Raw genomic sequence first — 13,992 nt, 5'->3', positions numbered from 1 at the left:
CATGGCGCTTTCCGTGCCCGCCATCATGAAGACGACGGCCGCACGGCTTTCGGCGCTGTATCTCCTGCTCTTCGCACTCTGCGCGGTGCTGCTCGTCCTCTACATGACTTCGCTCTCGGCGCGCATGTTGACCGCGCAGACGCAGGAGACCATCAACGACGAAGTGCTCGGCCTTGCCCGCGCCTATCAGCGCGGAGGCCTGCCGGTATTGGTCCGCGTGGTAGAGGCCCGCTCGCGCCAGCCCGGCGCCAACCTCTATCTGATCGCCGATGCCAACGGCCAGATCCTGACAGGCAATGTGCAGAGTCTTGAACCTGGTGTGATCGACACCGAGGGCTGGACGACCGAGCCGTTCTCCTACAAGCGTTTCGGCGAGGGTGAGCTTGATCGTCTGCGCAGCGGAACGTCGGACCAGGCGACGCCTCCTTCAACTGGCGATAATGCGCCGCCGCAGGCCGAAGGCGAAAAGGGTCACAACGCCATTGCCCTGGTGCTGCGGCTGCCGAACCAGATGATCATGCTGGTCGGCCGCGATCTCGGCGAACCGGAGCGGTTCCGTGCCGTCATACGCCGTTCGCTGGTGCTGGCGCTCGGCATGATGGGGGTGGGCGGCATCCTGATCTGGTTCTTTGTTGGCCGCGCGGCATTGAAGCGTATCGACGGGGTTTCCGAGGCAAGCCGGCGCATTATGGGCGGTGATCTCAGCGGCCGGTTGCCGGTGACCGGCGCCGGTGACGAGTTCGACCGGCTATCGGAAAACCTCAATGTCATGCTGGCCAGGATCTCCACGCTCAACGAAGGCCTGAAGCAGGTATCCGACAACATCGCGCATGACCTGAAGACGCCGCTGACCCGGCTGCGCAACCGGGCCGAAGCGACGCTTTCCGGCAAGCAGAAAACATCGGACTATCGGCAGGCGCTGGAAGGCACCATAGCCGAGTCCGACCAGCTGATAAAAACCTTCAACGCCATCCTGATGATCTCCCGGCTGGAGGCTGGGTATTCTTCCGAGCACACCAACCGCGTCGATCTGGCGGCGGCCGTGCGTGATGTGGTCGAACTCTACGAGCCCGTGGCCGAGGAGGCTGGCGTTGCGCTGGACGCCGAAGTGAACGATGGTTTTGTCGTTGACGGCAACCGCGAACTGATCGGCCAGGCGCTTTCCAACATCGTCGACAATGCGATCAAGTACTCAACCGATTCCACATCCAAGCCGGCGGTCCGTGTGGCGCTCGAACGCACGCATGGCGAGATCAGGCTTTCCGTCGCCGACAACGGCCAGGGCATTCCCGACGAAGCCGATCGCGCCCGGGCGACCGAACGGTTCGTACGGCTGGAGAAGAGCCGTTCGCAGCCCGGTTCCGGCCTTGGCCTCAGTCTCGCCAAGGCGGTCATGACATTCCACTACGGCCGGCTTGACCTGTTGCCTGGCAATCCGGGACTATCCGTGGTCATGAGTTTCCCCGCGCGGGAGGATCACTAATGGCTGCCATTGCCAAGCGGAGCAAGACAGACTGGTTGGTGAGCCTGGAAACCCCGCTTGCTCCGCTCGACGAGGGCCGGGCACGGCAGGAACTGTCCGAAATCGCGGACGCAGCGCGCGAAGAAGGGTTGACGCGGGCGGCCAAATTCCTGGCCGGCAAGGGGACGGCGCAGGATTTCCTGGCCGCCGTCTTTGACCTTTCGCCGTTCCTGCGCGATACGGCGCGCCGCCGGCCGCAAATCCTGGACGGCCTCTTCGACTTGCCGGTCGAGACCCGCCTGAAGGCGATCACCGCCGCGATCGACCAGGCGCCGCTGGCGGAAATGGTCTCGGAATCCGGCCTGATGATGGAGCTGCGCCGGCATAAGGCCGAGGCGCATTTCCTGATCGCACTCGCCGATCTTTCGGGCGAAGCTGAAACCTCGCTGACTGTAAGGCGGTTGAGCGATCTCGCCGACGCCTGCATCCGCGCGGCCGTCGATTTCCTGCTGCGTGACGCGCATGGCCAGGGCAAGCTCAAACTGCCCGACCTCGACAGTCCGTCGCATCAATCGGGCTGGATCCTGCTCGGCATGGGCAAGCTCGGCGCGCATGAGCTGAATTTCTCCTCCGATATCGACCTCGTCGTGTTCTTCGATCCGGAAGCGCCCGCAGTGGTCGATCCACTCGACGCCACCGACCTGTTTTCACGCCTGACGCGGCGGCTGGTGCGCATCCTGCAGGATCGCACCGAGCACGGCTATGTCTTCCGCACCGATCTGAGATTGCGTCCCGATCCCGGCTCGACGCCGCTCGCGATCCCCGTTGAAGCCGCGCTACGCTACTACGAAGCGCGCGGCCAGAACTGGGAACGCGCCGCGATGATCAAGGCGCGCCCGGTGGCCGGCGATCTCGCCGCTGGCGATGCCTTTCTCAAGGAACTCCAGCCCTATATCTGGCGCAAATACATGGACTACGCGGCTATTGCCGACGTCCATTCGATCAAGCGCCAGATTCATGCCCATAAGGGGCATGGCGAGATCGCCGTGAAGGGGCACAATGTCAAGCTTGGGCGCGGCGGCATCCGCGAGATCGAGTTCTTCGTCCAGACCCAGCAGCTCATCGCCGGCGGCCGCTTCCCGGAGCTGCGCGGCCGCGAAACCGTGCCGATGCTCGGTCAGCTCGCGGCTCGGGGCTGGATCACATCAGATGCGCGTGACGCGCTCGCCCGCCAGTACTGGTTCCTGCGTCGCGTCGAACACGCTATCCAGATGGTGGCCGACGAGCAGACGCACACGCTGCCGGAAGACGATGAAGGGCTGGAGCGCATCGCCCGCATGCTGGGCTTTGCCGACGCGGTCGTGTTTGCCGGGGCATTCCGTGCCTCGCTGCAGCAGGTCGAGCGCCACTATGCCGCGCTGTTCGAAACAGCACCCGAGCTTTCGGCCGGCATCGGCAACCTGGTCTTCACCGGTGACGTCGACGACCCGGACACGCTGCGGACCTTGCACGGCCTCGGTTTTCAGAGGCCAAGCGATATCTGCCGTGTCATCCGCGGCTGGCATTTCGGGCGCTATCGCGTCACCCGGTCGGCGGAGGCTCGCGAGCGGCTGACGGAACTGACACCGGCACTGCTCAAGGCCTTTGGCCAGACGCGCCGGGCCGATGAGGCGCTGGTCCGTTTCGACGAATTCCTCGCCGGCCTGCCGGCCGGCATCCAGTTGTTCTCTTTGTTGCAGTCGAACCCCGCATTGCTCAGGCTGATGGCGACGATCATGGGCGCGGCACCCCGGCTGGCGGCGATCATCACCCGCCGGCCGCATGTCTTCGACGGCTTGCTCGACCCGGCATTGCTGACCGAGCTTCCCGACCGCGTCTATCTCTCGGCGCGGCTGTCGGCCTTCCTCGAAGGCGACAGGGCCTATGAGGACGTGCTCGACCGGCTGCGCATATTTGCTTCCGAGCAGAAATTCCTGATCGGTGTGAGGCTGCTCGCGGGTTCGATCGATCCGGCCCGCGCCGGCCGCGCTTTCTCCGATCTGGCGGACCTGACCATCGCGGCTGCGTTGCAAGCGGTGACCGCAGAATTCGCGGTGCGCCACGGCACGATCGCCGGTGGCGTGGTTTCGCTGCTCGGCATGGGCAAGCTCGGCAGCCGCGAATTGACCGCCGGATCGGATGTCGATCTTATTCTGCTTTACGACCACGATGCGGATGCCGAGGACTCCGACGGTGAAAAACCGCTGGCGCCTTCGCATTACTACACCCGCATGACGCAGCGGCTGATATCGGCTGTATCGGCGCCGACGGCGGAAGGGGTGCTCTACGAGCTCGACCTGCGTTTGCGGCCGTCCGGCAACAAGGGACCGGTCGCCACCCACATCGATGCCTTCAAAAAATACCAGCGCCAGGAGGCTTGGACCTGGGAGCACATGGCCCTGTCGCGGGCGCGGCCGATTGCTGGTGACCCAGGCCTGTGCGGCGAGGTCGAGGCGGAAGTTGTCGCGTTGCTCAGCCAGCCGCGCGATGCGGCGAAGGTGAGGGCGGAGGCGTCGGACATGCGTGCCATGATCGAGCAGGAGAAGGCACCACGCGACCTCTGGGACATCAAGCTGATCCCGGGTGGTCTGATCGATCTCGAATTCATCGCCCAGGTGGCTGTCATCACCGCGCAGGTCGAGGCCGGGCCGCGCGCCACCGGTACGGCCGAGATACTGTCTCGCCTGACGCCACATTTCGCCAATGCCGTGATCAGGCAGGACCTTGGCGATGCTTACGCCCTCTATCTGGCGCTGACCCAGATGACGCGGCTGTGCCTTACCGGACCTTTCGAACGTGACGACGTTCCGCCGGGGCTTTCGGATCTGCTTCTGGCGGTCACCGACCTGCCGGATTTCGGTGTGCTGGAGGCACACCTCAAGGAGACGTCGCAAAAGGTCAGGAAGGATTTCGACCTTTTGCTTCGTGCCGGGGCTTCGTGATCAACGAGCTCGGCCGCATCGGGGGTGACGATGCAACAGGAGAAAACCATGAGAAAGACAACCAAGCTCGCAATTGCCTTCATCGCCCTGGCCGGAGCTGTCGGCGGCGGCGCCTATGCCGAGAATGTCGACAGCGCAACCATGCGTGAGCGCACCATGATGCGGCTCGACAAGGCGATGAAGGACAATAACGGCACTATCACCTTCGACCAGTTCTCCGATGTCATGGACGCGCGGCTCAAGAAGCTCGTGGCTGACAATGGCGGCAAACTGACTGTCGCTCAACTCGCCGACGCACTGGAGAAGGCGCGCTTCGAACGTATGGCAAGGCGCATCATCGCCCATTACGACAGCAAGGGCGACGGCACGCTGACATCAGATGACATCAGCGGCCGCGAAAAGAAGCTTTTCGCGATACTCGACAAGAACAATGACGGAAAGATCGAGAACCGCGAGCTGCCGAAGAGCGGGCGCTTTGGCCGTCATCGTCAAGGAGGCGACGACGAAAACGGCATGCAGTGAGGCTGGCTGACGCAGGCTCCGGGCCGTCAGCCGGAGCCTGCCGCTCAGGCCGCGGCTTTGACCGCAGGCGGAGCCTTCTTCACCGGAATGCGCACTGACACGATCGTGCCGACGCCTTCGGTGGAACGGATCTTCAGTGCGCCGCCTTGCAACTCGGCCAGCGAGCGGGAAATGGCAAGGCCAAGTCCGGAGCCGGCATGGTTCTTGGAAAACTGGTTCTGCACCTGCTCGAAGGGGCGCCCGAGCTTGCCGAGCGCTTCCTTCGGGATACCGCAGCCATTGTCCTCGATCGTCAGCACCAGCGCGCCTGACGTGTTGCGGGCCCTGACCGATATGTGGCCGCCTTGGCCGGTGAATTTCACCGCGTTGGACAGGAGGTTGATGACGATCTGCTTGATCGCCCGGCGATCGGCGAACAGCGTCAGCGCGTCGGCGATACGCGTTTCCACGGTGATCGCCTTCTGCGCCGCCTGCAGCGACACGACACGCACGGTTTCGCTGATCAGCGGACCGAGATCGATCTGTTCCTGGTCCAGCGAGAACTGGCCGGCCTCGATCTTGGACATATCGAGAATGTCATTGATGACGCCGAGCAGGTATTTGCCGCTGCTGTTGATGTCGGTGGCGTACTCCTCGTAGCGCTCCGACCCCAGCGGGCCGAACAGCCTTTGTTCCATCAGTTCGGAGAAGCCAATGATGGCATTGAGCGGCGTGCGCAGTTCATGCGACATGTTGGCTAGGAATTCGGATTTGGCCCGGTTCGCCGCTTCGGCGCGCTCGGTTTCCTTCATGTATTTGCGGTTGAGGTCGACCAGTTCGCGCGACCGTTCCTCTTCGGCCCGCCGTGCGAGGCTGAGATCATGGATCGTCGCCATCAGCCGGCGCTCGCTGTCGACCAGCTTTTCCTGATGCAGCTTGATCTGGGTGATGTCGGACCCGACCGAGACGATGCCACCGTCCCTGGTCCTGAGTTCGTTGACCTGCAGCCAGCGGCCGTCGGACAGCTGCCGCTCGAACGTGGCGCCGCCCTGCGGGCCATTGGTGTTGGCAAGCCGGCGCTCCGAAGCAAAGGCCAGCATCCGCTCTTCCAGCGACACGCGCGTCACACCTGGCATCACGTCGCGATCCGAGAGCCCGTTGTCCTGCTGGTATTTGGAATTGCACATGATCAGGTTCTGAGCCGAATCCCACAACACGAAGGATTCATTGATATTTTCGATCGCGGTCCTGAGGCGAAGATCGGCCGCTTCGGAGCGCAGCGCCAGATGCCGTTGCTCGGTGACGTCGACCGCGATGCCGATCAGCTGGATCTCCGGCGCTTCCGGATCCATGACTTGGGCCCGGGCGCGCATCCACACCCACTGGCCATCGGCATGCCGCATCCGGAACACCTGGTCGATGTGATCGATCTCGCGTGCGACGATCCTGTTGGCGAGCTCGAACAGGTCGCCGTCCTCGGGATGAATGATCTCGTCGACCTCGCCGAACGATAGCATCGTCTCGCAGGGTTCGTAGCCGAGCATGTCGTACATCGAGCGCGACCAGTACATCTTGCCGCGCACCATGTCCCAGTCCCACAGGCCGCAGCGGCCGCGAACCAGCGCCATGTCGATACGCTGATGCGCTTCGAGATAGATGCGGTCGGCAGCCTGCGCGCGCGCCGCCTGTCCGAAATAGGCATAGAGGATGATGATCAGCACTCCGGCCGTCAGCACGAACAGGGTGACGTTGAGCGAGACGGTCTTGCGCCACGTGTCGAAGACCGCTTCCTGCGGCACCAGAGCCGCGGCGGCTCCCTTCCTGTCCTTGGACAGGCTGACCGCCGCGTACCAGTCCTCACCGCCGATGTTGACCTCCATGACACCGGCGCGATCGCCGAACATGAACAGGGGTTGGCCGCCCTGGACGAGGCCGTCGAGCGAATGGCCTTGCCAGGGCACGGAACGTGGTGTCACCGCGGTGATCTTGAAGGCACTGTCGGTGATGACGAGCACATGGCTGCGGCCCATCGCGCCTTGGCGGCTGGTGGTCTCCAGCAGGTCCTGGGTGGCGCCCGGCAGCGTGTCCGATGTCGTGGCGAGCGAGCTGGCGAGCTGCGCGGCGCCCAGCGTCAGGATCGCCTTGGCATCGCGCTCGATGTCGTCGCGCTCGTTCATGAGCGAGAGCACGCGCAGCGCCGCGATGACGAGGAGGAAGATGACGATGAGGGCTGGTATCGACCGGCGCAAAAGCGGTTCAGCCGCCAGAAGACGCTTGTAGGCTGGTTCGGCGATGAGCCGCGTATTCCCGGCAAGGCCGTCGCTGCGCGTCTCGCGACGTGCAAAAGCCATCCCTCCGGGCGCGCCCCACGCGTCCGCCTTCGCCATAAATGGCACTCCCCGATTTCCAGTATGCCGCATTTCTATGTGCTGGTGATCCGGCAACACCGCACTTCCGAATCGCCATTAAAGAATCAAAGGTGATTCGCCTTGTCCAGTGCTCCGGCGAAAAAAGATTAAAAATCGACTAAAATAACGGACTTTGGAGGTGAGGCGGCTTGGCCTTCTCTCGTACGGGACAAGGCAGGGGACGCCTATGCCAGTGTGCGCTCGACAATGTCGCGCAGGTCCGCCGACAGGTTTTCCGTATTGGCGATCGAAACCAGTGCTTCCCTGGCCTTGGCTTGCCGGCCCGGTTCGAGAGAACGCCAGGACCTGAGCGCCGTCGCCAGCCTAGCCGCCACTTGCGGGTTGCGCTTTTCGACCTCGAGCACCGTCTGCGCTAAGAAACGGTAACCTTCGCCGTCGGGGCGATGGAAGCCGGTCTGGTTGGCGCTTGAGAATGTGCCGATCAGCGAGCGCACCCGGTTCGGGTTGCCCATCGAAAACCCCGGATGAGCGGTCAGGGACCGAACCGAGTCGACAGCCTGCGGCCCCGGCACGCTGGCCTGGATCTGGAACCATTTGTCCATGACCAGCGGGTCGGATGCATATGTCTTTTCGAAAGCCGCCAGCGCCTTTTTCGCCTCTGGCGATCCGTGGTGACGATGCGCGAGAACGGCCAATGCGGCCGCGCGGTCGGTCATGTTGGTCGCGCACTGGAAATGCCCGGCCGCCAATGCCGCCCCGCCAGGCAGCAGCGAGAGATAATCCAACAGAATGTTGCGCAAGGCGCGTCGTCCCGCGCTCGCCGCGTCGGGGCTGAAGGCGTTCTTGTCGGCAAGGCTGTCGTAGAGGCCGGAAAATGCCTCGCCATTGGCCGTGCCGATCGCCAGCGCAAGCGCGTGGCGGGCGGTATGGATGGCGTCGGGATCGATGTTCTTACCGATGTCACGCGCGATGTCGGCGTCGCCAGGCAGCGCCAGGGCAAGGGCCCGATAGGCCGGCTCCAGTGTCTCGTCGCTGGCGATGCTGCCGGCAAGCTCGGTCAGCCGTGGGGCGAAGTCCGGCTGCTTGCCGCCGAGGATCTGGCGGAAGGCAGCGATCAGCGCATCGGTGAGCAGCGTGTTGAAGGCCTGCCAGCGCGAGAAGGCGTCGCTGTCATGGCGGGCGAGGAAGAACTGGTCGGCAGCCTTCTGCTCGACCGATAGCGTCACCGGCGCCGAAAAGCCGCGGTTGAGTGACACCGCCGGTCGTTCGGCAACGCCGGAAAAACGCACCGTGTGGCGGCGCTTGCGGATATGGATGACGCCGTCCTCGACGCTGGCGCCCTCGACGCTGCTATATCGAACCGGCTTGCCGCCGACGCCGATCAGGCCGAAGGCGAGCGGGATATGCATCAGCCGCTTGCGGCTTTCCGACGGTGTCGGCGGCACCGACTGCTCGATCTCGAGCGTGAATTCCTGTGCGGCCGGATTGTGCGTCGAACTCACCGTCAGGTTGGGTGTACCAGCCTGGTGATACCAGAACGCGAATTGCGAAAGGTCGCGGCCGGACGCCTCCTCGAACACTTTGATGAAGTCCTCGATGGTCGCGGCTTCGCCGTCGTGGCGTTCGAAATAGAGGTCCATGCCGGCGCGAAAGACCTCGGCCCCGAGAATGGTGCGGATCATGCGCACCACTTCGGAGCCCTTTTCGTAGACCGTCGCCGTATAGAAATTGTTGATCTCGCGGTAGCGGCGCGGCCGCACCGGGTGCGCCAGCGGTCCCTGGTCCTCGGGAAACTGGTGGGCACGCAGCGTGCGCACTTCGGCGATGCGCTTGACCGCGCGCGAGCGCTGGTCGGCGGAGAATTCATGATCGCGGAAGACCGTCAGCCCTTCCTTCAGGCAAAGCTGGAACCAGTCGCGGCAAGTGATTCTATTGCCTGTCCAATTGTGGAAATACTCATGCGCGATGATCGCCTCTATATTGGCGAAATCGGCGTCCGTCGCCGTCTCCTGGTCGGCCAGCACGTATTTGTCGTTGAAGATGTTGAGGCCCTTGTTCTCCATCGCGCCCATGTTGAAGTCAGACACGGCGACGATGTTGAAGACGTCGAGGTCGTACTCGCGGCCAAACGCCTCCTCGTCCCATCGCATGGACCGCTTCAGCGCGTCCATCGCGTAGCCGGCGAGCGCCTCCTTGCCGGGCTCGACATAGATACCGAGCTCGACTTTGCGCCCGGACATGGTCATGAAACTGTCGGCGACCTGCCCGAGATTCCCGGCCACCAGCGCGAACAGGTAGGACGGCTTGGGGAAGGGGTCGTGCCAGCTGGCGTAGTGCCAGCCATCGGCGAGATCGCCGTTCTCGACCGGATTGCCGTTGGACAGGAGCAGCGGCGCCTCGTCGCGTCGCGCCTCGATCCGCACCGTGTAGACGGACAGGATATCGGGGCGATCCAGGAAGTAGGTGATGCGGCGAAAACCCTCCGCCTCGCACTGCGTGCAGTAAACATTGTTCGAACGGTAAAGGCCCATAAGAGCCTCATTGCTGGCCGGCGCCAGTTCGGTTTCGATCAGCAGTTGGAAACGACGTGCGGCCGGCGGCTTGAGCAGGGTCAGTTGGTCCGGGCTCGCCAGCAGATCAGCCGGTCTCACCGTCTTGCCGTCGATCTCGACGCGCTTGAGCGTCAACCCATCGCCGTCGAGCACCAGCGGAGCCGATTTCGATATCCCCTCGCGGCGCTCTACGGTCAGTATCGCGGTGACGACGGTGGCCTGTGGCGAAAGACGGAAGTCAAGGTTGGTTTCCGGAATGAGGTAGTCGCTGGGGCGATAGTCCTCGAGTTTGAAGACCTGGCCTGTGTCGGTGCGCATTCCCTGGCTTTTCCTGTCTTTTCCGGGGACCGGACATGTTTTGGCTGGTCCAAAAAATTCAAAGTCCGCGCTCTTTACACGAAACACACCCTCGACAAAACTGCGGCAGAGCCTAATTCAGGCCTTCCTTTCATCATAGCGAGGGCAGTCATGACCGCCGTCACACCGAAATTCGGGATGGGCGCTTTCGTTCGGCGCCCCGATAATTTCCCGTTCTGCCATTTTGAGACCCGCAACGTGCGCTCGGCGGCGGGCAGAGACGCATTGCCAAAGTGACATCCGGGGCGGAGGCGCAACCAGAAACCACCGGCGGCCACGGTACGCTCAGGGGCATCGTGCTGAAGATCGTCTCCGTGGCGGTTTTTGTCGGCATGCAAACCTGTATCAAGGCGGCGGGCGACGTGCCTGCCGGGCAGATCGTCTTCTTCCGTTCCTTCTTCGCCATCTTCCCGATCATTGCCTTCCTGGCATTGAAAGGACATCTGGCCACGGCGTTCGTCACGAAACGTCCCTTCAACCACGTCGCGCGTGGCGTCGTCGGCGTCGGTGCCATGGGGCTCGGCTTTTCGCGCTCACCAGGTTGCCGTTGCCGGAGGCGATCACCCTGAACTATGCACAGCCGCTGCTGGTCGTGGTGTTCTCCTCGGTGTTCCTTGGCGAGACGATCCGTGTTTATCGCTGGAGTGCCGTCGCGATCGGCCTCATCGGCGTGCTCATCATTTCCTGGCCGGAACTGACGCTGCTCAATTCGGATCAAGGGCTGGACGACCAGGAGGTCCTGGGCGTCATGGCCGCGCTGGCGGCCGCGGCAATCTCGGCTGTCGCCATGTTGCTCGTGCGCAATCTCGTGCAGACAGAGAAGACGGCCACCATCGTGCTGTGGTTCTCGTCAACGGCGAGCGTGCTCTCGCTGCTGACGCTGCCCTTCGGCTGGCAATCGCTGACGCCGGCGCAAGCAGCACTGCTCATCATGGCCGGCTTTTGTGGCGGCCTCGGCCAGATTCTGATGACCGCGGCCTATCGCCATGCCGAAGCCTCGGTCGTGGCGCCTTTCGAATACACTTCGATGATCCTTGGCGTCGTCGTCGGCTATTTCGTTTTCGGCGACGTGACCTCGTCCGGCACGCTGGTCGGTGGTGTGATCGTGGTGGCCGCCGGCATCTTCATCATCTGGCGCGAACGGCAACTGGGTCTGGAGCGCACCCGCACCCGCAAGGCGGCCCTGCCGCAGGGATGATCACGACCGTTCCGTCCGCTCTTTCGCCAACCGCACCAACACCGCTCTTGTCTGTTCGTCGGCCGGGAAGAACGACTCGATCGCCAGTTCAGAAAGCGTCACATCCAGCGGTGTGCCGAACACGGTAATGGTGCTGATGAAGGAAAGCACCGTGTCGCCATGGGCAAGCCTGAGCGGGTGCACGATGGCATTCGGCTCGATCGGCGCCGGCCGGCTGCTCTTCAGGCCGGAGGGGTAGCCGCGAAGCTCTTGCTCCAATGCGATCAGCTCCGGGTCGCCGGCGGCATCGTTCTGATGCTTCAGCCGTTCGAGCAGGTGGATGCGCCATTCCTGGAGATTCACGATACGCGGCGCGACACCACCTGGGTGCAGGCTGAGCCGCAGCACATTGACGGGTGGCTGGAGCAATGAGGGCTCGGAAACATCGGCCAGGAATGGCCCGATTGCCGCGTTGGCCTTAACCAGGTTCCAATGCCGGTCCACCGCCAATGCCGGAAACGGCTCATGCCCCTTGAGCACCATCTCGACCGCCGCCATTGCCGGCGCCAGCGTCCTATCGGTGAGCGGCCGTTCGCTGAAGCTCGGCGCGAAGCCCGCGGCCAGCAGCAATTGATTGCGTTGCCGCAGCGGGATCGCAAGCTGCTCGGCCAGATGCAGCACCATGTAGCGCGAGGGTGCGGCGCGACCGCTTTCGACGAAAGAGAGATGCCGCTGCGAAATTTCGGCTTCCATGGCGAGGTCGAGCTGGCTCATGCGGCGCCGCGTGCGCCATTCGCGGATGAGACTGCCGGCGGAGGTTTGAGGCGTTGTCATGGGAGGATGGTTAAGCCTCGGGCCAAAGCATTTCAATTACCTGCGAGGTCATCGCTAGGAGAGCGCCCGCAGCTTCGCCTTCACCTCGAGAAAATCCCGCCACGCGAGCTTCTTGTGTGCGGGCGTCCGCAAGAGATAGGCCGGGTGCAGCGTCGGCATGGCCGGAATGGCAATGCCGGACGCCGTGGTGTGGACGCGCCAGTTGCCGCGCAGCCGCAGGATTCCTTCCGAGGTGTTGAGCAAGGTCTTGGCCGACGGACCGCCGAGATTGATCAGCACCTTGGGATTGACCAGCTCGATCTGACGCTCGATGAATGGTTGGCAGATCTCGGTCTCGTGCGGCGTCGGCGTGCGGTTGCCAGGCGGCCGCCAGGGAATGACATTGGCGATGTAGACCGAGCCTCGGTCGAGCCCGATCGCGGCCAGCATGCGGTCGAGCAGGCGGCCCGAGCGGCCGACGAAGGGCAATCCTTCAATGTCCTCGTCGCGGCCGGGGGCTTCACCGACCAGCATGACAGCGGCTTGCGGGTTGCCGTCGGCGAATACCAGGTTCTTGGCGGTGGCCTTGAGATTGCAGCCCTCGAAAGCGGCCATGTGCTGGCGCAGCTCGTCCAGGGATGCCGCCGCGTTCGCCAGTTGGCGCGCCAGCGCCGCCTGCGCCTCGTCGGGCACGGCCGAGGTCGACGGGCGCGGGGCCGGAGCATCCGGCACGGCGCGCCCATCGAGCCGCGGCGGAGCCGCGGGCGGCTGCTCTGGTGCGCTGCTTTCGCGTGGCGTCGCCGTCGGCATGCGCTGCGCCGGCTTCGGCGCGGCCTCCGCGAACCGGTTTACCGGCGCATCCTCCAAAGCCTCGTCAACACCCGCGCTGGCATAGAAGGCGAGCAGATCGGCGAAATCGACCGGATGGTTGGGAGAGGCGGCAGTCATGGCCGCACCATCGTCCGGGCGGCGCCAATTTGCAACCTCGGGAAGGCCGTGGCGGCAGCCAATCCCGCTGCCAAGGAGACGTCGCGGTCTAGCCAGTGGGTATGCGTGGATCCTGCACCAGATAGAAGGTCCATCGCGGCGTGTAGTCGGTCATCAGGAATTCGAAGCGGGCGATCTTCAGCGGATCGACCTTGCCGTTCTTGAACAGCAGCCGATCATAGGGTTCGAACTCGCGATCGAAATCGGCGAAATTGCTCGACCAGATATTGTCAGGTGTCTTGTTGCGCTGGTCGAACGAAAGCCCGTCTCCGAATACGCTTGGCTGGTCCAGTATTTCCTGCAGCTCGAACTGGAATTCAATCCAGCCCTGGCCGCTGTTGTTGAGCACGTCTATGCGCATATACATGATGCCGTTGGCGAACTCCCCCGCCTTGCCGAATGTCTGGATCGGCTTTGTGGTGCGGATGGTCAGCGTCACAGGTGTCGCCGAATTCAGCTCTTCGGTGACAACAAGCGGATCGTCCTTGGTTCCGATGCCGGAGGCCCCGGTGATGCGGAAACCGCCAAGCTCGTCGGAGAATGAGTACGCGCCTGTCGACCAGACCTTCACTTCATCGGCGACGGCATGACCCGGCGCCAAAGCCAGAAGGGCCAAAGTAATCGCCCGGCAGGCCCGGCCGGGCGTTGATGGAAAGCGCGTCGAAGAGAAGCCGCCTGGCCCGGGAATGCGCATGGCGGGAAGTATGGCCGATAAGCAAGCCGTCGAACAATAAAAAACGCAAGTTTGGCGGGTCGCGCAGCGCGGAAGCGGCTTGCCTGCCGCGGAATGCGC

Annotated in this window: 8 protein-coding genes and 1 pseudogene; 4 read left to right on the top strand and 5 right to left on the bottom strand. The window is 63.5% G+C overall.

Annotated features, from left to right (window positions below):
• The first annotated feature begins 1 nt into the window (after nt 1).
• Genes FJ434_RS10685 through FJ434_RS10675 form a run of 3 tightly spaced genes read left to right on the top strand, consistent with a single transcriptional unit; the run spans nt 2 to nt 4,965 of the window.
• Complete coding sequence (locus FJ434_RS10685; protein ID WP_140506057.1) at nt 2-1,483, top strand: ATP-binding protein; 1,482 nt, start codon at nt 2-4, stop codon at nt 1,481-1,483.
• Nucleotides 1,483-4,443, top strand: a complete 2,961-nt coding sequence (locus tag FJ434_RS10680) for a bifunctional [glutamine synthetase] adenylyltransferase/[glutamine synthetase]-adenylyl-L-tyrosine phosphorylase (protein WP_140746754.1) — start codon at nt 1,483-1,485, stop codon at nt 4,441-4,443. Before FJ434_RS10685 ends, FJ434_RS10680 begins: the two co-directional genes overlap by 1 nt.
• A 48-nt stretch (nt 4,444-4,491) precedes the next feature.
• On the top strand, nt 4,492-4,965 hold the full coding sequence (locus FJ434_RS10675; RefSeq protein WP_140746751.1) for a hypothetical protein: 474 nt from the start codon (nt 4,492-4,494) through the stop codon (nt 4,963-4,965).
• A 44-nt stretch (nt 4,966-5,009) separates the two neighbouring features.
• Here the strand turns inward: FJ434_RS10675 and FJ434_RS10670 are convergent, their stop codons facing one another.
• Both FJ434_RS10670 and pepN read right to left on the bottom strand, forming a co-directional pair.
• Nucleotides 5,010-7,331, bottom strand: coding sequence for a PAS domain-containing sensor histidine kinase (locus FJ434_RS10670; RefSeq protein ID WP_140746748.1), 2,322 nt, complete (start codon nt 7,329-7,331; stop codon nt 5,010-5,012).
• A 206-nt stretch (nt 7,332-7,537) separates the two neighbouring features.
• Nucleotides 7,538-10,183 carry an aminopeptidase N gene (gene pepN, locus FJ434_RS10665; protein ID WP_140746745.1) on the bottom strand — a complete coding sequence of 882 codons (2,646 nt, stop codon included), beginning with the start codon at nt 10,181-10,183 and terminating at the stop codon, nt 7,538-7,540.
• A 272-nt stretch (nt 10,184-10,455) separates the two neighbouring features.
• On the opposite strand from pepN, the pseudogene FJ434_RS10660 reads away from it, so the two are divergent.
• Nucleotides 10,456-11,420: pseudogene (locus FJ434_RS10660) on the top strand (DMT family transporter).
• Here the strand turns inward: FJ434_RS10660 and FJ434_RS10655 are convergent.
• The 3 genes from FJ434_RS10655 to FJ434_RS10645 form a co-directional block, all read right to left on the bottom strand.
• The gene (locus FJ434_RS10655) at nt 11,421-12,233 is read right to left on the bottom strand and encodes a helix-turn-helix transcriptional regulator (protein ID WP_140746742.1); all 813 of its coding nucleotides are present in this window, start codon (nt 12,231-12,233) and stop codon (nt 11,421-11,423) included.
• Between the two features lie 54 nt (nt 12,234-12,287).
• The gene (locus FJ434_RS10650) at nt 12,288-13,160 is read right to left on the bottom strand and encodes a uracil-DNA glycosylase (RefSeq protein ID WP_140746739.1); all 873 of its coding nucleotides are present in this window, start codon (nt 13,158-13,160) and stop codon (nt 12,288-12,290) included.
• A gap of 88 nt (nt 13,161-13,248) precedes the next feature.
• Nucleotides 13,249-13,893 (bottom strand): hypothetical protein, encoded by a 645-nt coding sequence (locus FJ434_RS10645; RefSeq protein ID WP_140506043.1) that lies wholly within the window; start codon nt 13,891-13,893, stop codon nt 13,249-13,251.
• Nucleotides 13,894-13,992 lie beyond the last annotated feature (99 nt).

This window comes from Mesorhizobium sp. B2-5-13, assembly GCF_006440535.1.
Lineage (GTDB): Bacteria > Pseudomonadota > Alphaproteobacteria > Rhizobiales > Rhizobiaceae > Mesorhizobium > Mesorhizobium salmacidum.
This window is presented reverse-complemented; position numbering and strand designations above follow the sequence as displayed.

Coding starts and splice junctions, on each gene's coding strand:
- FJ434_RS10670 (WP_140746748.1), bottom strand. CDS start 7,331: ATGGCGAAGGCGGACGCGTGGGGCGCGCCCGGAGGGATGGCTTTTGCA.
- FJ434_RS10675 (WP_140746751.1), top strand. CDS start 4,492: ATGAGAAAGACAACCAAGCTCGCAATTGCCTTCATCGCCCTGGCCGGA.
- pepN (WP_140746745.1), bottom strand. CDS start 10,183: ATGCGCACCGACACAGGCCAGGTCTTCAAACTCGAGGACTATCGCCCC.
- FJ434_RS10655 (WP_140746742.1), bottom strand. CDS start 12,233: ATGACAACGCCTCAAACCTCCGCCGGCAGTCTCATCCGCGAATGGCGC.
- FJ434_RS10650 (WP_140746739.1), bottom strand. CDS start 13,160: ATGACTGCCGCCTCTCCCAACCATCCGGTCGATTTCGCCGATCTGCTC.
- FJ434_RS10680 (WP_140746754.1), top strand. CDS start 1,483: ATGGCTGCCATTGCCAAGCGGAGCAAGACAGACTGGTTGGTGAGCCTG.
- FJ434_RS10645 (WP_140506043.1), bottom strand. CDS start 13,893: ATGCGCATTCCCGGGCCAGGCGGCTTCTCTTCGACGCGCTTTCCATCA.
- FJ434_RS10685 (WP_140506057.1), top strand. CDS start 2: ATGGCGCTTTCCGTGCCCGCCATCATGAAGACGACGGCCGCACGGCTT.